General features: G+C 68.9%; 20 protein-coding genes and 2 tRNA genes. 8 read left to right on the forward strand and 14 right to left on the reverse strand.

Annotated features, from left to right (window positions below):
• Window positions 1–83 precede the first annotated feature (83 nt).
• Genes valS through IFU30_RS09965 form a run of 4 tightly spaced genes read left to right on the forward strand, consistent with a single transcriptional unit; the run spans window position 84 to window position 5,448 of the window.
• Window positions 84–2,681, forward strand: coding sequence for a valine--tRNA ligase (gene valS / locus IFU30_RS09950; RefSeq protein ID WP_192005082.1), 2,598 nt, complete (start codon window positions 84–86; stop codon window positions 2,679–2,681).
• A complete protein-coding gene (locus IFU30_RS09955; RefSeq protein ID WP_191940915.1) occupies window positions 2,678–3,124 on the forward strand; it encodes a GNAT family N-acetyltransferase in 447 nt (148 codons plus the stop codon). Before valS ends, IFU30_RS09955 begins: the two co-directional genes overlap by 4 nt.
• Complete coding sequence (locus IFU30_RS09960; RefSeq protein WP_192005083.1) at window positions 3,124–3,381, forward strand: hypothetical protein; 258 nt, start codon at window positions 3,124–3,126, stop codon at window positions 3,379–3,381. Before IFU30_RS09955 ends, IFU30_RS09960 begins: the two co-directional genes overlap by 1 nt.
• A 33-nt stretch (window positions 3,382–3,414) precedes the next feature.
• Window positions 3,415–5,448, forward strand: a complete 2,034-nt coding sequence (locus IFU30_RS09965) for a M3 family metallopeptidase (protein ID WP_192005084.1) — start codon at window positions 3,415–3,417, stop codon at window positions 5,446–5,448.
• A gap of 72 nt (window positions 5,449–5,520) precedes the next feature.
• Here IFU30_RS09965 and clpX read toward each other — a convergent pair whose 3' ends face one another.
• The 6 genes from clpX to IFU30_RS09995 all read right to left on the reverse strand — a co-directional run bounded on the left by clpX (window position 5,521) and on the right by IFU30_RS09995 (window position 10,533).
• Window positions 5,521–6,798 (reverse strand): ATP-dependent Clp protease ATP-binding subunit ClpX, encoded by a 1,278-nt coding sequence (gene clpX, locus IFU30_RS09970; RefSeq protein ID WP_064295154.1) that lies wholly within the window; start codon window positions 6,796–6,798, stop codon window positions 5,521–5,523.
• A gap of 111 nt (window positions 6,799–6,909) precedes the next feature.
• On the reverse strand, window positions 6,910–7,578 hold the full coding sequence (locus tag IFU30_RS09975) for an ATP-dependent Clp protease proteolytic subunit (protein ID WP_192005085.1): 669 nt from the start codon (window positions 7,576–7,578) through the stop codon (window positions 6,910–6,912).
• Window positions 7,579–7,608: 30 nt separating this feature from the next.
• Window positions 7,609–8,202 carry an ATP-dependent Clp protease proteolytic subunit gene (locus IFU30_RS09980; protein ID WP_056006680.1) on the reverse strand — a complete coding sequence of 198 codons (594 nt, stop codon included), beginning with the start codon at window positions 8,200–8,202 and terminating at the stop codon, window positions 7,609–7,611.
• Window positions 8,203–8,346: 144 nt separating this feature from the next.
• A complete protein-coding gene (locus IFU30_RS09985; protein WP_192005086.1) occupies window positions 8,347–8,853 on the reverse strand; it encodes a tetratricopeptide repeat protein in 507 nt (168 codons plus the stop codon).
• 84 nt (window positions 8,854–8,937) lie between these two features.
• Window positions 8,938–10,404, reverse strand: a complete 1,467-nt coding sequence (tig, locus tag IFU30_RS09990; protein WP_192005087.1) for a trigger factor — start codon at window positions 10,402–10,404, stop codon at window positions 8,938–8,940.
• 55 nt (window positions 10,405–10,459) lie between these two features.
• Window positions 10,460–10,533: transfer RNA gene (locus IFU30_RS09995), tRNA-Pro, on the reverse strand.
• A gap of 193 nt (window positions 10,534–10,726) precedes the next feature.
• Here IFU30_RS09995 and IFU30_RS10000 point away from each other — a divergent pair.
• Window positions 10,727–10,797, forward strand: a tRNA-Gly gene (locus IFU30_RS10000).
• Between the two features lie 466 nt (window positions 10,798–11,263).
• Here IFU30_RS10000 and IFU30_RS10005 read toward each other — a convergent pair.
• Window positions 11,264–12,538 (reverse strand): HNH endonuclease signature motif containing protein, encoded by a 1,275-nt coding sequence (locus IFU30_RS10005; RefSeq protein WP_192005088.1) that lies wholly within the window; start codon window positions 12,536–12,538, stop codon window positions 11,264–11,266.
• Window positions 12,539–12,748: 210 nt separating this feature from the next.
• Between IFU30_RS10005 and IFU30_RS10010 the strand changes: the two genes are divergently transcribed.
• Window positions 12,749–12,940: a hypothetical protein gene (locus tag IFU30_RS10010; RefSeq protein ID WP_079705708.1), complete on the forward strand. Its 192-nt coding sequence runs from the start codon at window positions 12,749–12,751 to the stop codon at window positions 12,938–12,940.
• Here the strand turns inward: IFU30_RS10010 and IFU30_RS10015 are convergent.
• Entirely contained in the window at window positions 12,937–13,473 is a 537-nt protein-coding gene (locus tag IFU30_RS10015) for a gamma carbonic anhydrase family protein (RefSeq protein ID WP_137241835.1), read from the reverse strand. The genes IFU30_RS10010 and IFU30_RS10015 overlap by 4 nt on opposite strands.
• A gap of 215 nt (window positions 13,474–13,688) precedes the next feature.
• On the opposite strand from IFU30_RS10015, the gene IFU30_RS10020 reads away from it, so the two are divergent.
• Window positions 13,689–14,177: a Dps family protein gene (locus IFU30_RS10020; RefSeq protein ID WP_064295149.1), complete on the forward strand. Its 489-nt coding sequence runs from the start codon at window positions 13,689–13,691 to the stop codon at window positions 14,175–14,177.
• Between the two features lie 81 nt (window positions 14,178–14,258).
• Here IFU30_RS10020 and IFU30_RS10025 read toward each other — a convergent pair whose 3' ends face one another.
• The 6 genes from IFU30_RS10025 to IFU30_RS10050 form a co-directional block, all read right to left on the reverse strand.
• Window positions 14,259–14,936 carry a response regulator transcription factor gene (locus IFU30_RS10025; RefSeq protein ID WP_342450846.1) on the reverse strand — a complete coding sequence of 226 codons (678 nt, stop codon included), beginning with the start codon at window positions 14,934–14,936 and terminating at the stop codon, window positions 14,259–14,261.
• Between the two features lie 4 nt (window positions 14,937–14,940).
• Window positions 14,941–16,314, reverse strand: a complete 1,374-nt coding sequence (locus IFU30_RS10030) for a sensor histidine kinase (RefSeq protein ID WP_192005089.1) — start codon at window positions 16,312–16,314, stop codon at window positions 14,941–14,943.
• Window positions 16,315–16,424: 110 nt separating this feature from the next.
• Window positions 16,425–17,975, reverse strand: coding sequence for an amidohydrolase (locus IFU30_RS10035; RefSeq protein ID WP_192005090.1), 1,551 nt, complete (start codon window positions 17,973–17,975; stop codon window positions 16,425–16,427).
• A gap of 37 nt (window positions 17,976–18,012) precedes the next feature.
• Window positions 18,013–19,014: an Fpg/Nei family DNA glycosylase gene (locus IFU30_RS10040; protein ID WP_192005091.1), complete on the reverse strand. Its 1,002-nt coding sequence runs from the start codon at window positions 19,012–19,014 to the stop codon at window positions 18,013–18,015.
• Window positions 19,015–19,076: 62 nt separating this feature from the next.
• The gene (locus IFU30_RS10045) at window positions 19,077–19,565 is read right to left on the reverse strand and encodes a ribose-5-phosphate isomerase (protein ID WP_079705703.1); all 489 of its coding nucleotides are present in this window, start codon (window positions 19,563–19,565) and stop codon (window positions 19,077–19,079) included.
• Between the two features lie 35 nt (window positions 19,566–19,600).
• Entirely contained in the window at window positions 19,601–20,224 is a 624-nt protein-coding gene (locus IFU30_RS10050) for a mycothiol-dependent nitroreductase Rv2466c family protein (RefSeq protein ID WP_064295146.1), read from the reverse strand.
• 142 nt (window positions 20,225–20,366) lie between these two features.
• Between IFU30_RS10050 and pepN the strand changes: the two genes are divergently transcribed.
• Window positions 20,367–22,910, forward strand: a complete 2,544-nt coding sequence (pepN, locus tag IFU30_RS10055; protein ID WP_192005092.1) for an aminopeptidase N — start codon at window positions 20,367–20,369, stop codon at window positions 22,908–22,910.
• The last annotated feature ends 77 nt before the right edge of the window (window positions 22,911–22,987 follow it).

Below are 22,987 nucleotides of genomic sequence, written 5' to 3' on the forward strand. Positions count from 1 at the left end.
CGCTCCCCTGCGATAGCATGGGATGTTCCCACACACTCAGGCACGCAGACACGGTGCCGCACATATCAGCAGGAGATCGCCTCATGACCGCTGCCAGCATCCCGGACAAGCCGGCCCTCGAAGGTCTCGAGCAGAAGTGGGGCTCCTCCTGGGAGTCCGCGGGGACATACCGGTTCGAGCGCGACGGCGCGACGCGTGAGTGCATCTACTCGATCGACACCCCGCCGCCGACCGCATCCGGCTCCCTGCACATCGGTCACGTCTTCAGCTACACGCACACCGACGTCATCGCCCGCTACCAGCGGATGACCGGCAAGCGCGTCTTCTACCCCATGGGCTGGGACGACAACGGTCTCCCGACCGAACGCCGCGTCCAGAACTACTACGGCGTCCGGTGCGACCCGACGCTCCCCTACGACGCCGACTTCACCCCGCCGTTCGAGGGTGGCGACAACAAGAGCACCAAGGCCGCCGACCAGATCCCGATCTCGCGTCGCAACTTCATCGAGCTGTGCGAGCGCCTCACCGTCGAGGACGAGCAGCAGTTCGAGGCCGTCTGGCGTGCGCTCGGCCTCTCCGTGGACTGGACGCAGAGCTACCGCACCATCGGCGACGAGTCGATCACGGCGAGCCAGCTCGCGTTCCTGCGCAACCTGGACCGCGGTGAGGCCTACCAGGCCATGGCGCCGACCCTCTGGGACATCACCTTCCGCACGGCGGTCGCCCAGGCGGAGCTCGAGGACAAGGAGCAGCCGGGCACCTACCGTCGGCTCTCCTTCCACCGCCCAGACGGCGGCACCATCGAGATCGAGACCACACGGCCGGAGCTCCTCCCCGCCTGCGTCGCCCTCGTCGCCCACCCCGACGACGAGCGCTTCAAGCCGCTGTTCGGCACGACCGTGACCACGCCGGTGTTCGGCGTCGAGGTGCCCGTGCTCGCCCACCACCTCGCCCAGCCCGACAAGGGTGCCGGCATCGCGATGGTGTGCACCTTCGGCGACATCACCGACATCGTGTGGTGGCGCGAACTCGACCTCCCCAACCGCGCGATCCTCGGCTTCGACGGCCGCGTCATCTCGGAGGCCCCTGAGGCGATCACCTCCGAAGCCGGCCTCGAGGCGTACGCGCAGCTCGCCGGGAAGACCGTCTTCAGCGCCAAGCAGACCGTCGTCGACCTCCTCGCCGCCTCGGGCGACCTGATCGGCGAGCCGAAGCAGATCACCCACCCGGTGAAGTTCTTCGAGAAGGGCGACAAGCCGCTCGAGATCGTCTCGACCCGCCAGTGGTACATCCGCAACGGCGCCCGCGACGAACAGCTCCGCAGCCGCCTCCTCGAACTCGGCTCGGAGCTCGAGTGGCACCCCGACTTCATGCGCGTGCGCTACGAGAACTGGGTCGGTGGCCTGTCCGGCGACTGGCTGATCTCCCGCCAGCGCTTCTTCGGTGTGCCGATCCCCCTCTGGTACCCGCTCGACGCCGACGGCACCCCGGTCTACGACCAGCCGATCGCGCCAGACCACGCCACCCTGCCCGTCGACCCGTCCAGCGATGCCGCACCCGGCTACGACGAGTCGCAGCGCGGCGTGCCCGGCGGGTTCATGGGCGAGGTCGACGTCATGGACACCTGGGCCACGTCGAGCCTCACCCCGCAGCTCGCCGGCGGCTGGGAGCGCGACCCCGAGCTCTGGGACCTGGTGTTCCCGTACTCGCTGCGCCCGCAGGGTCAGGACATCATCCGCACCTGGCTGTTCTCCACCATGCTCCGCAGCGTCCTCGAGTACGACCAGAAGCCGTGGGAGCACGCCTCCGTGTCCGGCTTCATCGTCGACCCCGACCGCAAGAAGATGTCGAAGTCGAAGGGCAACGTCGTCACGCCGGCAGCCATGCTCGAACAGCACGGTTCGGACGCCGTCCGGTACTGGGCGGCCTCGAGCCGTCTCGGCACCGACGCCGCCTTCGACCCGCAGAACCCGACGCAGATCAAGATCGGCCGGCGCCTGGCGATCAAGGTGCTCAACGCCTCGAAGTTCATCCTCGGGTTCACCGGTCGTGAAGACGCCCCGGTGACCGAGGCCGTCGACCTCGCCATGCTGAGCGTCCTCCGCAAGACCGTCGCCGACGCCAGTGGTGCGCTGGCGGGTTACGACCACGCGCGCGCGCTCGAGCTCACCGAGGCGTTCTTCTGGACGTTCTGCGACGACTACCTCGAGCTCGTCAAGGAACGGGCCTACGGCGAGGAGAGCCCTGAGCAGGCTTCGGCGGTGGCCGCGCTGCGGATCGCGCTCTCGACCCTGCTCCGCCTGTTCGCCCCGTTCATCCCGTTCGCGGCCGAGGAAGCCTGGTCCTGGACGCACGACGGCTCCGTGCACCGTGCCAGCTGGCCGACCGACGAGGAGTTCGCAGGACTCGCAGCGGGCGAACCGCAGGTGCTGCAGCTCGCGAGCGAGGCGCTCACGGGCATCCGGCGCGCGAAGACCGACGCCAAGGCCTCCCAGAAGACCCCAGTGGACTCCGCGGTCATCGCCGGACCCGCCGCATCGATCGAGCTGCTCGCGCTCGTCGCAGACGACCTCCGCGCCGTCGGACGCATCGAGTCCCTCGAGTTCCGCACCGCCGACGTCCTGTCGGTCGGCGACATCGTCTTCACGCCGGCGGCCGACGCCGAGGAGGCACGCGCATGAGCGTCACCATCCGTCCCGCCGTCGAGAGCGACCTGTTCGCCTGGCACGCGCTGTACTCCGGCTACGGGGAGTTCTACGGCAACCCCCTGACCGACGAGAAGGCCGTCCTCGTGTGGCGCTGGCTCAGCGACCCGACCCACCCGTTGACCGCGCTCGTCGCGGAGGACGCACAGGGCGCCCTCGTCGGGCTCGCCCACTATCGCGTGTTCCCCCGTGCCCTCGCCGGCGGGACCGGGCTCTACCTCGACGACCTCTTCGTCGCCGAGGACGCCCGCACCGGCGGGGTCGGGACCGCGCTGATCGAGCACGTCCGCGACCTCGCGAAGGCGGACGGCCACAGCGTCGTCCGGTGGATCACCGCCGCCGACAACGAGCGCGCCCAGGCCGTGTACGACAAGCTGGCGACCCGCACGAGCTGGGTCACCTACGACCTGGAGCCGTGATGCAACTCGGAACCCGCTGGGCCGTCGGCGCCAAGCCACCGGAGAACGTGCCGACGCCGGTGCAGACGGCCATCGCCGCTGAGGAGCAGGAGTTGCTCGCGCAGGGTGTCGACACGTCCTCGTGGCGCTGGACCCTCACCTGGCTCGAACGCCGACCCGTCGTCGAGCTCGACGACGGTACGATCATCCGTCAACACGCGGACGGATCCGTCAGCCTCACCCGGCCGGACGACGACCACGACGACGACGAGGACTGAGCCTCCTCCCCGGCATGCTGGATAGGGTGAGGTATGGAATCACACACGAATCCGTTCCTCCAGCCGAGCACGCTCCCCTATCAGCTGCCGCCGTTCGGCGAGATCCGCGAGGAGCACTTCCGCCCCGCCTTCACCGCCGGGTTCGCGCAGCAACTCGACGAGATCGCGGCGATCACCGCGCAGGACCACGCGCCGACCTTCGAGAACACGCTGATCCCACTCGAACGGAGCGGCGCGATCCTCCGGCGGGTCGCAGCGGTCTTCTTCAATCAGAGTTCGGCGGACAGCTCCGCGTTCACCAATGAACTCGAGGAGGAGCTCGCTCCGCAGCTGGCCGCCCACGAGGACGCGATCAGGCTCGACCCCGCGCTGTACGCGCGGATCGCGGCGGTCCACGCGAATCTCGACGACCTCCAGCTGACGGACGAGGCGGCTTACCTCGTCCGACGCGTGTACAGCGAACACACGCTCGCGGGCGCCGGTCTCGACGCCGAGGAGAAGCAGCGGCTCTCCGACCTCAATCTCCGCCTCTCGACACTGACCACCCGGTTCGAGAAGCAGCTCCTGGCCGACACCAACGAGCTCGCCGTCCACCTCACCGATGCCGCAGAGCTCGACGGCCTGAGTGCGGGCGAGATCTCCGCCGCGGCCCAGGCGGCCGCCGAGCGAGGCCTCGACGGTTGGCTCGTCACCCTCGTCCTCCCGACCGGCCATCCGGCGCTGTCGTCGTTGACGCACCGTGGCGTCCGCGAGCGGATCATGACGGCCTCCCGTGCCCGAGGCACACACGGCGGGCCGAACGACAACCGCGACCTCGTCCTCGAGATCACCCGCCTCCGAGCCGAGCGCGCCGCGCTCCTGGGGTTCCCGTCGCACGCGGCAGTGGTCACCGCGGACCAGACCGCGGGGACCCCGGAGGCCGTCGCAGCGCTCCTCTCCCGTCTGGCGATCCCCGCCGCCCGCAACGCGGATCGGGAACAGCGCGAGCTCGAGCGGGTCACTGGTCTCGAGACCGTCGAGGCCTGGGATTGGCCGTTCGCGACCGAACAGGTCAGGATCGACCGGTTCGATGTCGACACCAGCGTGATGCGCCCGTACTTCGAAGCGGAGCGAGTCCTGTTCGACGGGGTGCTCGCCGCAGCGACCAAGCTCTACGGCCTCACCTTCGCCGAACGGACCGATCTCCAGGGCTACCACCCCGACGTCCGTGTCTTCGAGGTCTGGAACGAGGACGGCTCCGGCCTCGGCCTGTACCTCCTCGACCTGTACACCCGCGACAGCAAGCGCGGCGGCGCCTGGATGAACGCGCTCATCTCCCAGAACCGCCTGCTCGACCAGCCCACCGTCGTGGTCAACAATCTGAACGTCCCGAAGCCTGCCGAGGGTGAGCCGACCCTGCTGAGCCTCGACGAGGTCACGACCTTCTTCCACGAGTTCGGCCACGCGCTGCACGGTCTCTTCGCGGAGGTCGAGTACCCGCGGTTCTCCGGTACGAACGTCTTCCGGGACTTCGTCGAGTTCCCGAGCCAGGTGAACGAGATGTGGATGCTGTGGCCCGAGGTGCTCGCCGGCTACGCCAGGCACGTCGAGACCGGTGAGCCGATGCCGCAGGAACTGGTGGCGAAGCTCCAGGCGTCCGAGGGGTTCAACGAGGGCTTCTCGACGAGCGAGTACCTTGCAGCGGCGATGCTCGACCAGGCGTGGCACAGCATCGGTGCAGAAGACCGGGTCGACGATGTGGAGGCGTTCGAGGCGGCGGCACTCCGGTCCGCCGGACTCGACAATCCGGCCGTCCCGCCCCGCTACGCGAGCACGTACTTCGCCCACACCTTCTCGGGTGGATACGACGCCGGCTACTACTCCTACATCTGGAGCGAGGTGCTCGACGCGGACACCGTCGACTGGTTCACGGAGAACGGCGGACTGACGAGGGAGAACGGCGACCGCTTCCGCACCAAGCTCCTCGGGGTCGGCGGTTCGAAGGATCCTCTGGAGGCCTACCGCGACTTCCGTGGACGCGACGCGGTCATCGAGCCGCTCCTCCGACGCCGCGGGCTCGAGGACTGAACGACGAAGCCCGCCGCAGCTGCTCCGGAGGTTCCGGGGCGCTGCGGCGGGCTGTTCACCGCTGGATGTCGTCTAGGCCGACTTCTCCTGGCGGCGAGCCGCACGAGGGACGATCGTCGGGGCCGCGTTCTCGACGACGGACTCCCGGGTGATGACCACGCGAGCGACCTCGTCGGTGGAGGGCACCTCGAACATGATCGGCCCGAGCACCTCTTCCATGATGGCTCGGAGCCCTCGGGCACCGGTCTTCCGGAGGACGGCGAGGTCGGCGATCGCTTCGAGTGCCGCCTGGTCGAACTCCAGCTCGACGCCGTCGATCTCGAACATGCGCTGGTACTGACGAACGAGTGCGTTCTTCGGGACCGTGAGGATCTCCATGAGCGCATGCTGGTCGAGCGGGGTGACCGTCGTGACGACCGGCAGGCGACCGATGAACTCGGGGATGAGACCGAACTTGTGGAGGTCTTCCGGCAGGACCTCGCCGAAGAGGTTCACGTCGTCGCCCTTGCTGTGCAGGGGGGCTCCGAAGCCGATGCCCTTCTTGCCCGCGCGGGAGGAGATGATCTCCTCCAGCCCGGCGAAGGCGCCGGCCACGATGAACAGGACGTTCGTCGTGTCGATCTGGATGAACTCCTGGTGCGGGTGCTTCCTGCCGCCCTGCGGGGGTACCGAGGCGACGGTGCCCTCGAGGATCTTGAGGAGCGCCTGCTGGACGCCCTCGCCGGAGACGTCGCGCGTGATGGAAGGGTTCTCCGCCTTACGGGCGATCTTGTCGACCTCGTCGATGTAGATGATGCCGGTCTCCGCGCGCTTGACGTCGTAGTCGGCGGCCTGGATGAGCTTGAGGAGGATGTTCTCGACGTCCTCGCCGACGTAGCCGGCCTCGGTCAGTGCGGTCGCATCGGCGACGGCGAAGGGCACGTTGAGTCGTTTCGCGAGGGTCTGCGCGAGATACGTCTTGCCGCAGCCCGTCGGGCCGATGAGGAGGATGTTGCTCTTCGCGATCTCGATGTCGTCGTGCACCGTCTCGGCGGGAGCGAGCGTGGCGCGGGAGCGGACGCGCTTGTAGTGGTTGTACACCGCGACCGAGAGCGCCTTCTTCGCGGCCTCCTGGCCGATGACGTACTCCTCGAGGAAGGCGAAGATCTCCTTCGGCTTCGGGAGGTCGAACTCGCTCACCGTCTCCTCGCTCGCTTCAGCGAGTCGCTCGGCGATGATCTCGTTGCACAACTCGACGCACTCGTCGCAGATGTACACGCCGGGACCAGCGATCAGCTGCTGGACCTGCTTCTGGCTCTTGCCGCAGAACGAGCACTTGAGCAGATCGGCGCTTTCGCCTATCCGTGCCATGTCTTTCCCTCTCCCTGGAGATTCGGTGCTCCGAGCCTAACCTGTCCCTGCGACAACTCGGCGCGCCACCCCGCTGGGATGACGCGCCGAGTCGTGAGCACGGGAACCGGGTCAGGCCGTGACGGCCGCGATCGGGTTCTTCCGTGAGGTGAGCACCTGGTCGATGAGACCGTACTCGAGCGCCTCGGCGGCCGAGAGGATCTTGTCGCGGTCGATGTCCTTGTTGACCTGCTCCACCGAACGGTTGGAGTGGTGTGCCAGGGTCGACTCGAGCCAGCCGCGCATGCGGAGGATCTCGGCCGCCTGGATCTCGATGTCCGAAGCCTGTCCGTGGCCGGCCTCGCCGACGGCGGGCTGGTGGATCAGGATGCGGGCGTTCGGGAGCGCCAGGCGCTTGCCCGGCGTACCGGCGGCGGTGAGCACGGCAGCGGCGGAGGCCGCCTGTCCGAGGACCACCGTCATGACGTGCGGACGGATGTACTGCATCGTGTCGTAGATCGCCGTCATCGCGGTGAACGAGCCACCGGGTGAGTTGATGTACATGACGATGTCGCGGTCGGGGTCCATGCTCTCGAGCACGAGCAGCTGGGCCATGATGTCGTCGGCCGATGCGTCGTCGACCTGCACGCCGAGGAAGATGATGCGGTCCTCGAAGAGCTTCGCGTACGGGTCCTGGCGCTTGTAGCCGTAGGCCGTGCGCTCTTCGAAGCTCGGGAGGATGTAGCGAGCACCCGGCATCTGCAGCGAGCGGCCCGCCGCACTGAACGTTGGAGTCTCCATGTGTTGCATTCCTGTCTGGTCGAAGCCGGGTTACTTGTCGCTGTCGACGGTTCCGCCGCCGCCGGCCACGTCGAGCGCGGATTCACGGAGGTGGTCGACGAAACCGTATTCGAGCGCCTCTTCGGCGTTGAACCAGCGGTCGCGGTCGCCATCGGCGTTGATCTGCTCGACGCTCTTGCCGGTCTGCGCCGCGGTGATCTCGGCGAGACGGCGCTTCATGTCGAGGATGAGCTGCGCCTGGGTCTGGATGTCGCTCGACGTCCCGCCGAATCCGCCGTGCGGCTGGTGGAGGAGCACGCGGGCGTTCGGGGTGATGTAGCGCTTGCCCTTGGTGCCGGCCGTGAGGAGGAGCTGACCCATCGACGCAGCCATGCCGATACCGACCGTGACGATGTCGTTCGGCACGAACTGCATGGTGTCGTAGATGGCCATGCCGGCCGTGATGGAGCCACCGGGCGAGTTGATGTAGAGGTAGATGTCGCGCTTCGGGTCGTCCGCGGCGAGGAGCAGCAGCTTGGCCGCGATCTCGTTCGCGTTCTCGTCGCGGACCTCGGCGCCCAGCCAGATGATCCGGTCCTTCAGCAGGCGGTCAAAGACACTGGGCGAGAACTGTGGTTCGGCCATTATCGCTCCGTTTCGGTTGTGCAGTGGTTCGAATCTATCGGAGGCGACGCGCGACCAACGCCCTGTTCGCCCTCGGCAGACTCCCGGGCGGCGGGGTTCGCCGGAGGCGGACGGCGAGCGGACGGACCGCGCGACCGTCGGGGCTCAGCGGAGCTGATCCGTCTCGAGTTCGTCGGCGTAGGCGCGGACGGACCGGTGGTATCGCGGCAGGTGCGGCACGAGAGCGCGGAGCGCGACGGCGGTCGCTCGACGCGGGTCCCCCGAGCTGGCGAGCGCCAGGGCCAGGAAGGCCGCGGTCGCGTCCGCGTACGGACCGGTCGGATCGTCCGCGAGCTGCTGTTCGAGCAGGACGACGCTCTCAGCGGTCCGGCCGAGGTTGCGGAGGGTGCTCGCCAGTTGGATGATCGCCTGCGGACGGTGCTCCTCGTCGAGCCCGGCCTCGAGGGCGGCCCGGTAGAGCACCTCGGCCTCGACCTCGTGGCCGGCGGAGTCGCGCGCGCCGGCCGCCTCGAACGCGGCGCGGGCGTCACCCGCCGGACGCTCGGCGGCCAGGGCGTCGATCGCCGCGATGCGCTGCTCGTCGTCGATGGTCTCGTCGGCCCAGACGGCTGCGACGCGGTCGTCCCAGCCGGTTGCGTCGGTCGTCGTCATGATGGCTCCCATTCGGCTGACGTGTCCGGAGACGACGACAGGGGCGGAATCGCTTCCGCCCCTGTCGCCACTGCTGGTGCTGTCCTACTCGGCAGCGGCCTCGTCGGCAGCGGCCTTCTTGGCCGGTGCCTTCTTGGCGGGCGCCTTCTTCGCAGGTGCCTTCTTGGCGGCGGTCTTCTTCGGCTCTGCCTCGGCCGGAGCCACGTCGGCGGCGTCCTCGGCCGGAGCCTCGGTCGTCTCGTCGGCCGCGGTCTCGGTGGCGGCATCCTCGTCCTCGACCACGGCGACGAAGTCGCTCAGGTCGACGGGCTTGCCGTTGGAGTCGACGACCTCGGCCTTGCCGAGCGCGATGGCGATGGCCTTGTTGCGGGCGACCTCGCCGACCATGGCGGGGATCTGGCCCTGCTGGCCGAGTGCCTCGATGAACTCACCAGGCTCCATGCCGTACTGCGACGCGCTCTGGATGAGGTACTCGGTGAGCTCGTTCTGGTTCACCTGGACGTTGAGCGACTCCGCCAGTGCGTCGAGGAGGAGCTGCGTGCGCAGTGCCTTCTCGCTGGACTCGGTGACCTCGGCGCGGTGCTCGTCGTCCTCGAGGCGGTTCTCGCCCTCGAGGTGACGGTGCACCTCGTCCTCGATGACGCTCTCGGGCACGGGGATCTGCGCGGCCTCGAGCATGGCGTCGACGAGCGCGGTGCGTGCGTCGCGGCCCTGGGTGATGACCTGCTGGCGCTCGACGACCTCGCGCAGCTGCGCCTTGAACTCGTCGATGGTGTCGAACTCGCTCGCGATCTGAGCGAAGTCGTCGTCGGCCTCGGGAAGCTCGCGCTCCTTGACGGCGGTCAGGGTGACGGTGACCTCGGCGTCCTCGCCCTCGTGCTCGCCACCGAGCAGCGGCGAGGTGAAGGTGGTGGTCTCACCGGCGGTGAGGGAGTCGAGTGCCTCGTCGATGCCGGTGAGCAGCTCGCCCGAACCGATCTCGTAGGAGACGCCGCTCGCGCGGTCGACCTCGGCGTCGTTGATCTTGGCGACCAGGTCGAGCTGGGCGAAGTCGCCCGTCTTGGCCGGGCGGTCGACGGTCACGAGCGTGCCGAAGCGTGCACGGATGCGGTCGAGCTCGTCCTGGACGTCGGCTTCGCCGGCTTCCTGAGCGTCGACGGTGAGCTTGAGGCCCTCGTAGGCGGGAAGCGTGATCTCGGGACGGACGTCGACCTCGATGTTCACGAGCAGGTCGCCGGAGAAGTCCTTCTCGTTCGGCCACTCGACGATGTCGGCCTGCGGGCGACCGAGCGGACGGAGTTCGTTCTCCTCGAGTGCCTTGCGGAAGAAGCCGTCGAGGCCTTCGTTGACGGCGTGCTCGATCACGGCGCCCTTGCCGACGCGCTGGTCGATGATCGCCGGTGGCACCTTGCCCTTACGGAAGCCGGGGACGTTGATGTCCTCGGCGATGTGTCCGTAGGCGTGGGTGATGCTCGGCTTGAGCTCCTCGGGCGTCACCGCGATGGCGAGCTTGACGCGAGTGGGGCTCAGCTTCTCGACCGTGGTCTTCACGTGATTACTTCTCCTGTGTCGGGGATTCTGCCTCAGTTGAGGACGCAAAACGGAGTCGGGGCGACAGGATTCGAACCTGCGACCTCCCGGTCCCAAACCGGGCGCTCTACCAAGCTGAGCTACGCCCCGGATCGGCGACAATCCGGCCAGCCGGCCCGACCGACGAGCGGTGGGCGAAATGGCCTCGGTCAGTCTAGCCCAGAATCTGTGCGGCCCCTGTGCGGTTTCCGGGGCGGAACCGGCCTCGGGACACGGAGCTGCACGGATGGGCGCTCGGGATGCAGTAGCATTGCCGGGTGAGTTCGTCGCACTGCGACGCCTCGGGGATGTAGCTCAATGGTAGAGCCTCAGTCTTCCAAACTGATTACGCGGGTTCGATTCCCGTCATCCCCTCTCCATTCGTCAGAACCAGGCAGCGCCGCGAAGGTCCGGTTATCGCGCAGGGACTTCCTGACGCCGCGTCTCTCGACAGGCTCAGGGTCCGAAACTTCCCGGGCGAACCTCTCCCGGTCGCTGAGCTTGTCGAAGTGCCCACGAGCCACCCTTCGACACGCTGAGACACCGAAGCGTCCCAGGCAAACTTCTCCCGGTCGCTGAGCCTGTCGAAGTGCCCACAAGGACGCCTCATCGTTCCGGGCACACCTGTCCCGGTCACTGAGCTTGTCGAAGTGCCCACGAGTCACCCGTTGACACACTGAGACACCGAAGCGTTCCGGGCACACCTCTCCCGGTCACCGAGCTTGTCGAAGTGCCCACGAGCCACCCTTAGACATACTGAGACACCGAGACATTCCGGGCACACTTCTCCCGGTCACTGAGCCTGTCGAAGTGCCCACGAGGACGCCTTGTCGTTCGGAGGTCAGAACGGTGCAGGATCGGGTTCGGTGCGGTGGTGTTTCCCGTCGGGTGTCGTCCAGTCGAGCACCCCGCCCGGCCGATGCTCGAGGTCCCATCCGGGGAGGTGTTTCATCCGGTGGTGATGTCGACACAGGCAGGCGAGATTCCCGACATCTGTCGTCCCGCCGTCCTGCCACGCGACCGAATGATCGAGGTCGCAAGCCCGGGCCCTTCTCCCGCAGCCCGGTGCGCGACAGGTGCCGTCCCGGAGGCGGACCGCCCGTTGCAGATCAGCGGGAACGCGGTACTGATTCCGCCCCACTGAGAGGACGGCGCCGGTTTCCGGCTGCACGAGGATCCGGGTGAAGCTGGGCGCGTTCACCGCGATACGTGCGGCGGTCTCCGGGTCGATCGGGCCGTAGCCGTCGAGGGTGGCCGGGGCATCGGAGACACCGGCCATGCTCAGCGCCGGCACCGTGATCTGCACGGTGGGCTTGATGTGCTCCTGCACTTCGATCGGGTGCGGGAGGACCGGGCTCGACATGACGTCGTCCGGGGTCACTCCGGTCAGTGCGAGGGCCGCGAGGGCGTCCGCCTGCAGTTGTCCGCACGTGCGAGTGTCGCCGGCGGCTCGGGACTCCGCGGCAGCCGCCTCGATCCGCTCGAGGATGCCCTGCGCGATCGGTGCCGTGGTGAACAGGTGCACCCACGCCATGCCGTCCGCTGCCGGCTCGAACTCGACCCGACGGTCAGCCTCGGAGCGGACGGCGCGGGCGCTGATGGATTCCGGGTGGAGACGCTCCCGCAGGACGCGGGCTCGGTTCTTGAGGCCTGCGGCGGTAATGCGCTCCGCCTCTGGCAGGACCTGGTCGAGAAACGCTGCCCGGCCCGCGGTCGGGACGTCACAGAGCTGGTCGGTGATCACCTGCGCATGCCGCGCCGAGATCCGCCCCGCCTCCAGCGACGCCAGCACAGCCGGTGCGTCATTCACCAGACGTTCGGCGTCGTTCGTCGCAAGCTGGACCGTCCGCTCCGGCATCCGGGTCGCCATCGCGAGGGCCGCACACGTCGACCGGCGTGAGAGCGCCTGACGTTCAGCCGGCGGGAAGATCGCCGGGACCGTGGCGTCCGCGAACGCGTCGGCGTAGGCGGCGGAGCGGGCCAGGAGGCGCGCCTTCCGCGCGTCCAGGACGGCCTGCTGCCGGTGGATCTCAGTCCACTCGTCCGAGAATTCAGCCAGCTGCGCGGCGTACTCGTCACCAGCGCGTATCGCGGCGGCGGGGGTGATCTCGGTCATGGAACAAGTTCACCATGGACCACTGACATTCCAGATGGTGAGTGAGGTCGGTTGTGGAAGTCCCTCGTGTGCCCTTCGACAAGCTCAGGGAGCGGAGGAGGTTACTCAGGGACCGGGAGAAGGCCACCGGAGCGGGAGGTCCCTCCTGAGCGCTTCGACAGGTCAGGGCGGGGGCGGAGCACAGGATGCCCGACGCCCTAGGCTGAGCGCATGCGACTCGACGCGATCTGGCCCCACATCTGGACGGTGGCCGGCGCGCTCGTCTTCTTCGTCGGGGTGTACGCACTCGCGACCGGGCGACTCGGCGTCGGACTCATCTGCATGATCGGCTGCGTCGTCTGCCTCTCCGGCTCGCTCGCCGCGCAGCGTCGCCTCAGGAAGCGCGACGCACGCCGCCGCTAATCCTCGTCGACGGCTGCGGCGTGGACCGCTCTGAGGGCGACGTAGTGTGCGGCGTTCTGCTTGATCGCCTCCTGCTCGTCGGCCGTCAGCTCCCGCCGCACCTTGGCCGGGACCCCCGCGACGAGCGACCCGGGCGGCACGATCATGCCCTCGAGGACCACCGCTCCGCCGGCGACGAGCGACCCGGCACCGATCACTGCTCCGCTCAGGACCACGGAACCCATACCGATGAGGCAGTCGTCCTCGACGGTGCAGCCGTGCACGACCGCGTTGTGTCCGACGGAGACGTTGCGCCCGATGACCGTCGGGTGGCCGCTGTCCGTGTGCACGGCGACGCCGTCCTGGATGTTGGACCCTGCGCCGAGCGTGATCGAGTCGGAGTCCGCGCGGAGGACGGCGTTGTACCAGACGCTCGAATCCGCGGCGAGCATGACGGCGCCCACCAGCACGGAGCCCGGTGCCGTGTAGGCACTCGGGTCGACCTGGGGCGAGCGTCCGTCTGAGAGTTTCCTGACCGTACCGTGCAGCGTCATACCGGCCACGCTATCGCAGGCGGCCCCGGCCGACGGGAACCCGCGTCGTTCCGGGGTGAATCGCCGGTACGGTCAGGCTTTCCTTGCTGAGTGCACCCTTCGTAAGCCCAGCCTCGACTTCCTTGCGGAATGTCTGCGGCTGAGTACCGTTGCATTCAAGTAGACCGACGAATCCGCCCGACCAGGGCCTCACTCGTCAACGAAGGGGAAACACCATGACCGACATCACCACCTCCATTCCGCAGGCCGTCGCCAACCCGGACGTCGCAGCAGGCACCGCTCAGTTCCTCAGCCCCGTCGTCGTCGACCTCACCGCCATCGTCGTCAACGGCAAGCAGGCCCACTGGCACGTGCGTGGCGCGAACTTCATCGGCGTCCACGAGCTGCTCGACGACATCGTCGACCACGCCCAGGAGTGGGCCGACCTCGCCGCAGAGCGCATCGTCGCCCTCGGCCTCCCGGTCGACGCACGCCTCAGCACCGTCGCCGCGAAGACCAGCACGCCCGAGCTGAGCGAGGGCTTCCAGCAGTCCGACCGCACCATCGCCGAGGTCATCGCCCTCATCGACGCCGCCTCCGCCTCGGTCAACACCGCGGTCGACGAGCTCGACGAGCTCGACCAGACCAGCCAGGACATCGCGATCGAGATCGCCCGCGGCCTCGACAAGGACCGCTGGTTCCTCTTCGCCCACCTGAGCCGGTAGTACTCCGGCGGGGTGACCCGCTCGCATCACCCACGAAGGGGCAGTCATCCGTGACTGCCCCTTCGTCGCGCGTGTCACCCTTCAGCCGTTGCGCTGGAGCAGGGCGAGGACCGCGAGGACGCGTCGGTGGTCGCTCCCGGAGTCCTCGAGACCGAGCTTCTGGAAGATGGCCGAGATGTGCTTCTCGACCGCACCGACACCGACCCGCAGGCGTTCGGCGATCGCCGTGTTCGTGCGCCCCTCCGCCATGGCGGAGAGCACCTCCGTCTCACGCGGGGTCAGGCCGGCCAACGGGTCGAGCTGTGCTGCGAACAGGGTGCGGACCACGTCGGGGTCGAGGACGGTCCCTCCCTCGACCAACCGGTGGATGGCGTCCTGCACCTCCTCCAACGAGGCGACCCGGTCCTTGAGCAGGTAGCCGATCCCACGCCCGCCGTCCGCGAGCAGCTCCCGGGCGTAGACGGTCTCGACGTACTGGCTGAGCAGCAGGACGGGGAGGTCGGGATGCTCGGCACGCAGCGCTATCGCTGCGCGGACCCCTTCGTCCCGGAACGTGGGCGGCATGCGGACGTCCATGACGATGAGGTCCGGTCGGTCCGCCGCGAGTCCGCGCTGGAGCGCCTCCGCATCGGCGTACGCGGCGACCGTGACGAAGCCGGCCTCGTCGAACAGCCGCATCAAGCCCTCGCGGAGCAGTGTCGAATCCTCGGCGATCACGATGCGGAGCGGTCCACCACCGGCACGGTCAGGGCTGATCACGCGTTCAGCCTACGGGGAGCGAGATCGACACGGCGCTGCCACGTACGACGCCTTCCCACACCGGGGCCGGCTCGATCACCAGTCTCCCGCCGAGGCCCTGCGCCCGTTCGGTCAAGCCTTCGAGACCGTGGCCCGGTTCCAGGTGCGCGCCGCCCCGACCGTCATCGGTCACGCGGAGGGTGAGCCGCGAACCCAGCTGCTGGTCCACTGTCACGTGGGCCTCGACGCCGGCGCGCCGCGCATCCGCATGCTTCGACACGTTGGTCAGGAGTTCGGCGACGATGAAGTAGATCCCACGTTCCGTCTCACGAGGCAGCGTCACCGATGAGACGACCGCCAGCTCCGTCCTCGTCGGCACCGGACACCGCGCGGCGAGGTCGTCGAGTGCGGCGACGAGGCCGCGGTCCTGCAGCAGTGGCGGCATCAGGCCCTTCGAGAGCGCGCGGAGTTCGTCGAGCGTCTCGGCGGCCTGGGCGCGCGCCTCACCCAGGAGCGAGCGTGCGGAGGCGGGGTCCGTGTCGAGGCGTCGTTCGGCGGCCGCGAGATCCATCTGCAGCCGGACGAGTCGCTGCTGCGGACCATCGTGGATGTCCCGTTCGAGCCGCCGCACCGCGCCCGCCTCAGCCGAGACGGCGGCACCGCGTGCACGCCGCTCCGCCAGGAGCTCGGCTCGCAGCTCCTCCTGTGGCCGCGCACCGAACAGCCCGGAGGCGATGGCGTGGTGCAGCAGCACCAGCACCCGGAGGACCAGCGGGAGCGTCACGAGGAACACGACACCGAGCGCGAGATTCCAGAGCTTGTCGGCGAGCAACGCGTCCGACGGGTCCAGCGTGGGAGCCAGCAGCTCCGCGAAGCCCGAGGAGGAACCAGCCGAGAGCCGGTCCGCCCAGATCCAGTAGGTCGTGCCGGCGACGGCACCCACGGTCCAGGTGATGGTCAGCCCCCAGGTGACGCCCCCGACGATCGGGTTCACGATGACCGTGTGCAGGGCCGCGAGCCACCAACGCGGTCCGGCGAGTGGAGCGAGCACGGCACCCAGTGTCGTCTCGGTCCCGATGGACGACCGCCAGGCTCCTCCTCGGATCGGCGGGAGACCCGTCGTGCGGAGACGCGCGACCTCGAGCTCCACGAACGCCCGCGAGACCCAGAGGCCGCCGACGATGATCAGGAGACCGACCCCCAGGATCGTGAGCCCGAAGCCGAGGGAGAGGATCACCACGGCCACGATGCTTCCGGCGATGACGATCGGCAGGTTGGGCAGCAGGAACAGGAGCGATCCGGGGACGTCCCGCCAGAGCCGACCGTATCGCCACGCGCCTCGGGTGGAGGGATCGGGCTTCGCCGACGCGTCGAGCTGTCGGCCGATGGCGGTGGTCATGAAGGAGGTCCTTTCGACGGAGCGGTCCCGGCTCTCGCACCGGGCTCGCCTCAGTCTGTTCGGCTCCGCCGACGAACGGCATCCGGTGGACGCCCCGTTCCGATCGGGGGTTATCCCCCGGCCGGGCGGACGGATGGAGCGGCCGTCAGGCGCCCACCCAGCATCGTCGCACGGACCGGCATGGTGCGCAGCGCCTCCGGCGCGCAGGAGAACGGGTCGAACCCCACGACGACGAGGTCGGCGGGGCGGCCGACGGCCACCACGTCGTCGTCTCCTCTGGTCGACGCCGCCAGTGCCTCCTCGACCGTGATGGCCTGCTCGCCGTGCCAGGCCTCGCGTCCATCGCGGCTGCGCGTCACGGCGGCGGCGATGGAGACCCACGGGTCGAGCGGAGCGACCGGGGCGTCGGAACCGAGTCGGAGTGTGGCGCCGGCGTCGAGGAGGCTGCGGAGCACGAAAGCACGGTCGGTGCGCCCGGCCCAGTGGACCTCGGCGATGTCCCGATCGTCCATCGCGTGTTCCGGCTGGACACTCGCAGCCGTTCCGGTGCGGGCGAACCGCTCCAGGTCCGACGCCCGGAGCAGCTGCGCGTGCTCGATCGTGCCCCTCGCACCCGTCGTCTCGATGGCGTCGAGGGCGAGGGTGTTGGCGCGGTCGCCGATGGCGTGCACCGCGCAGTGGAGGCCGTTGGCGGTCGCCAGGGTGAGCAATGCGGTGAGTCGCTCCGGCGGGACGTTGAGCATCCCGTGCGCGTCGGTTCCGGGAGCCGAACCCGGATAGGGCGCTTCGCAGCAGGCCGTCCGGGTGTTGAGGGATCCGTCGGTGATGACCTTGAACGGGCCGACCTGCACCAGGCCGTCCGTTCCGGCGAGCACTCCCCCGGTCACGAGCCCGGCGTCGATCGCGCGCTCGAGGTGCTCGGCGTACACACCGAAGGAGATGCGGAGCGCGCGAGTCCCGTTCCCGACCCGACGGATCCAGTCCGCGGCGTTCCAGCGCATCTCCAGGTCGACGACACCGACGACGCCTCGGGATGCCGCCTGATCGGCGGCGGCGTCGACCCAGCGGTCGGAGAGCTCGTCGGCGACCTGGTCGAGCTGTTTGAGGACGGCGAACGACTCCTCCTCCCGCAACAGGCCGGTGGGATGGTCGGCGAAGCCCGTGGCCCGGAGCGCTGCGCTGTTCAGCCAGCAGCAGTGGAGGTCGGCGCTGACCAGCACGACCTCGCGGTCCGGTGCGATCGCGTCGAGCAGCGCGAACGTCGGCGTGTCCGGCCAGAGGGCGTCGCGGAACCTCGCGCCCTCGACCCAGCCGTCGCCGTCGGCCTCCTGGGCAATCCGCTCAGCGACCAACTCGACCGCCTCGGCGGCGGATGCGGCCGAGGACAGGTCGACGCGCCTCGCCGTGCGTGCCCACTGGGTGAAGTGCACGTGGTGGTCCCACAGCCCGGTCAGGAGGTACCCACCACCGCCGTCCAACACCCCGGGGTCAGAGCGAAGCAGGACCTCGGGGTCGGCGGGTCGGATCGCCACGATCGAGCCGTCCTCCAGCAGGACGTCGACCCGTTGGGCGTCGGACGAGCCTCCGCGGCGCGGTCCGGACAGGTGGACGTCGGCGATCGTCGTGACGAGGTCGTCGGGTCCAGGGCGGTGCTCGGTCATCACATCGGTCCTCGTCGGTTCGGCAGGCGGGTTCGGTTCAGCGCTGACAGTTCGGGCACCAGTACAGTTTGCGGGCGCCCATCTCCTCGAGGAGGATGTTCGTCCCGCAGACCCGGCAGGGCAGTCCCTCCCGCTTGTAGACCCAGTGGCGATCGGCGCGGTTGGCCATCGCAAGGCGGTAGTCGGCCGCCGACAGGTCGTCCATCGTCATCATCTGGCCGGTTTCGACCCCGATCGCGAGCAACCGCGTCCAGTCGAGCCAGATCTCGCGAAGCGTCTCGACGGGGACCGTCTTCCCAGTGCGGTGCGGATCGAGACGGGCGCGGAACAGCAGTTCGGCGCGGTAGACATTGCCGATCCCGCTGATGATCTGCTGATCCATCAGGAGCAGACCGATCGGGGAACCCTTGCGGTGCGCACGCGACACGAACCGCTCCCCTGCCTCCGCACTCGGGTCGAGCAGTGGATCCGGTCCGAGCCGATCGATGACGGCCCGCACCCCGGCGGCGTCGATCACCTCGCAGGCGGTCGGCCCGCGGAGGTCCGCCACGGTCGTCTCGGTCAACAGCCGCACGCGCACCTGACCCACCGGTTCGGGTGGGAACCGCTCGTCGATCTCGGCGAGTGGGCTCGACTGCTCGGACATCCGGACCCTGGCCCGGCGCGGTGCACCGATGCTGTGCAGGGAGTTCTCGCCGTCGGCATCGTGGATCGGCGCATCGTCGTCGTCGAGCACCGTGCCGCGCTGGTTCGTCTGCCCCATGCGGCCGTTCGAGGCGGCGATGGTCGGGTCCGACCGGATCTCACCGGCGAAGTCCCACGCGCCGTACAGACCGAGGTGCACGCGCAACCACAGTCCGTCGTCGAACTCGAGGAACATCTGCTTGCCCACGGCCTTGGCGTCGGTGACCGTCCGTCCGTCGAGCACGGCGGCACCCTCGGCGAAGCGCCCCTGGGGAGACGACACGGCGACCCGGTGTCCGACGAAGTTCTGAGCGAACTGTCGGGCGATGCGATGGACGGAGTGCCCCTCGGGCATGGTGACTCCTCACTCGGTGGGGGCGCGATCCGGCGCGCCGCGCGGTGGCGGTGGAGGACGCGTCAGGCGTCGACGTGCTTGCCGGCGATGGTGCCGGTCGCCTCGAACTCGGCGAGCTGGGCGATCCGGCGGGCGTGACGTTCCTCGAGGCTGAACGGCTCGGCGATGAACGCGTCGATGAAGGACACCGCCTCGTCGATGCTGTGCTGACGCGCACCGATCGAGATGACGTTGGCGTCGTTGTGCTGCCGAGCCAGCTGCGCCGTGCTGAGGTTCCAGACGAGCGCCGCGCGGACACCGACGACCTTGTTCGCGGCGATCTGCTCGCCGTTACCCGAGCCGCCGAACACCACGCCGAGGGCGTCCACACCGGCCTGCTGGTCGCGCACGACGGCCTTCGCCGCGTTGATGCAGAACGCCGGGTAGTCGTCCAACGCGTCGTACTCGGCCGGGCCGTGGTCGACGACGTCGTGACCGGCTGCGCGCAGGTGGTCCTGCAGGAACTGACTGAGCTCGAGACCGGCGTGATCGGTGGCGATGTGGATGCGCATGTGGAAAGTCTAGGGTTCCGGGCGCCGGCGTCGCGTCAGTCGAAGATCGGGTCCGCCGTACGGCTGCGCTTCAGCTCGAAGAAGCCCGGGTAGGCGGCAGCGGCGACGACACCGTCCCACAGTGCGAGCGCCTGCTCGCCCTTCGGCGCCGGCGAGATGACGGGTCCGAAGAACGCGACGTCGTCGATCGCGATGACGGGGGTGCCGACGTCCTGACCGACCCGTCCGATGCCGTCGAAGTGGCTCTCGCGCATGGGCCCGTCGTAGGCGTCCGTCGTCGACGCTTCGGCGAGCGCCGCGGGGAGCCCGGTCTCGGCGAGGGCTTCGGCGATCACGGCGTCGACGTCCTCCGCGCGTCCGCCGGGGTGGATCCGCGTCCCGAGCGCGTCGTAGAGCGGCTTGACGACCGCGTGTCCGTGTTCGGCTGCCGCAGCGGCGACGAGCCGCGTGTATCGGAGCGCCCGGGGGAAGAAGGCCCGGTAGTCGTCGCTGACGTCCTGGTCCTCGTTGAGGACGGCGAGGCTCATGATGTGCCAGTGGACGTCGAGGTTCCGGGCTTCGGTGACCTCGTCGACCCAACGTGAGGTCATCCAGGCCCACGGGCAGGAGGGGTCGAACCAGAAGTCGACGCGGGTGTTGTCTGCAGCGGAAGTCGTCATGTCGTCACCCTACGCGCCGATCCCCGTCGACTCCCCCGAAACGGACGGACGGCGGGTCTAGGCTGGTTGACCGTGCCGCGGTCGTCACGAGCGACCACGTGCAGTTCACACGTCACGTGTCCATCAACACCAGGGAGCAGTTGTGCCAGGAGAGAACCTCACCCGAGTCGAAGCCCAGGAGCGCAGGGCGCTCGTCGACACGTCGAGCTACGAGGTCGTGCTCGACCTCACGACCGGTCCCGAGGTGTTCCGCAGCACCACGACGGTCCGCTTCACCGGTGAACCGGGTGCCTCGACCTTCATCGACGCCATGACGCGCACCGTCCACTCCGTCACGCTGAACGGCGTCGAGCTCGACCCGACGACCGTCTCCGACGGCGTGCGCATCCAGCTCGACGGCCTCGCTGCGGAGAACGTGCTCGTCGTCGACGCGGACGCCGAGTACACCAACACCGGTGAGGGCCTCCACCGCTTCGTCGACCCCGTCGACGGCGAGGTGTACCTGTACAGCCAGTTCGAGGTGCCGGACTCCCGTCGGGTGTTCGCGGTCTTCGAGCAGCCCGATCTGAAGGCGACGTTCACCTTCACGATCACGGCGCCCGCGGCCTGGCAGGTCGTCAGCAACTCCCCGACGCCTGAGCCGGTACCGGCTCACGACGGCGCGGCGACCTGGAGCTTCGCACCCACGCAGCGCATGTCCTCCTACATCACCGCGATCGTGGCCGGCCCGTACGACGTGGTGCGCAGCGAGCTCACCTCGAGCGACGGCCGGACCATCCCGCTCGGCGTCTTCGCTCGCAAGAGCCTCGCGGAGTACCTCGACGCCGACTACATCTTCGAGAAGACACGTCAGGGCTTCGCGTACTACGAGGAGAAGTTCGCGTACCCGTACCCGTTCGAGAAGTACGACCAGCTCTTCGTCCCGGAGTTCAACGCGGGCGCGATGGAGAACGCCGGCGCGGTGACCTTCACCGAGACCTACGTGTTCCGCTCGAAGGTCACCGACGCGATCAAGGAGCGCCGGGTCGTCACGATCCTGCACGAGCTCGCCCACATGTGGTTCGGCGACCTCGTCACCATGAAGTGGTGGAACGACCTGTGGTTGAACGAGTCGTTCGCCGAATGGGCTTCGACGATCGCCACCGCTGAGGCCACCGAGTGGACCGAGGCGTGGACGACGTTCAACGCGATGGAGAAGACCTGGGCCTACCGCCAGGACCAGCTGCCGTCGACGCACCCCATCGTCGCGACGATCAACGACCTCGAGGACGTCCAGGTCAACTTCGACGGCATCACCTACGCCAAGGGCGGCTCCGTCCTGAAGCAGCTCGCCGCCTGGGTGGGCATCGAGGCGTTCTTCGCCGGAGTCGGCAACTACTTCCGCAAGCACGAGTTCGGCAACACCGTGCTCGACGACCTGCTCGTCGAGCTCGAGGCGACGAGCGGACGCGACCTCCGCGAGTGGTCCAAGCTGTGGCTCGAGACCGCCGGGGTCGGGACGCTGAGCCCGGAGTTCACGGTCGACGCCGACGGCGCGTTCACCGCGTTCGCCGTCCGTCAGACGGTCCCCGCGGACTACGACACGCTGCGTCCGCACCGCCTCGCCATCGGCCTGTACCGACTGCAGGACGGCAAGCTCGTCCGCACCCAACGCGTCGAACTCGATGTCGACGGGGCGCTCACCGAGGTGCCGGAGCTCGTCGGTGAGACGCAGCCCGACCTGGTGCTGCTGAATGACGACGACCTCGCCTACGCGAAGATCCGCCTCGACGAGCGGTCGCTCGCGACGGCGATCGGCCACCTCGCCTCGATCGAGGACCCGCTCGCACGCTCGCTGGTCTGGGGCGCCGCCTGGGACGCGACCCGCGACGCCGAGTCGAGCGCCTCCGACTACGTGGAGCTCGTCCTCGGGAACATCGCCACGGAGACCGAGTCGACGACCCTGCGCACCACGCTCGGCCAGCTCGGTCTGGCCGCGCGCAACTACGTCGCTCCGGAACGCCGCCTGGCGACCATCTCCCGGGTAGGCGACGCGCTCCGGACGCTCGCCCAGGAGGCGGAGGCCGGCTCCGATGCGCAGTTCCAGTTCGTGAAGTTCTTCGCCGCCCTCGCCTCGACCCCCGAGCACGGCGAGCACCTGCGTGCACTGCGCGACGGCTCCGCGGCACTCCCGGGCCTGGAGATCGACACCGACCTCCGCTGGGAGCTCCTCGAGGGACTGGTCCTCCTCGGTCTCGCGGACGGTTCGGACATCGACGCGGCGCTCGCCGAGGACAACACGGCCAACGGTGCGCAGGCGGCCGCTCGCGCACGGGCGACGATCCCCACCGTCGAGGGCAAGCGCGCAGCGTTCGACTCGGTCGTCGAGCACGACGACCAGCCGAATGCGATCGTCCGGAACGTCGGTCTCGGGTTCGGGCATGTCATCGACCCGGCCGTCCTGCAGCCGCTCGTCGAGCCGTACTTCGCCGCGCTCACCTCGGTCTGGGAGTCGCGCAGCTACAAGATCGCCGAGTACATCGTCGAGGGGCTCTACCCGGCGGCGCTCGCCTCCACCGAGCTCCGCGACCGCACCCGCGCGTGGTTGGAAGCCAACGCCGATGTCCCGGCACTCCGACGCATGCTCGTCGAAGCCCTCGCCGGGGTCGAGCGGGCGCTCGCGGCACAGGCACGGGACGCCGCGTGATCCACTCGGCCGGATAGCACTCCGGTACCAGGATCCTCTGGCGAGAACCCCTCCACGGCACGACCCGCTGTGGAGGG

This window comes from Plantibacter sp. CFBP 8798, assembly GCF_014841195.1.
GTDB classification, from domain to species: domain Bacteria; phylum Actinomycetota; class Actinomycetes; order Actinomycetales; family Microbacteriaceae; genus Plantibacter; species Plantibacter auratus.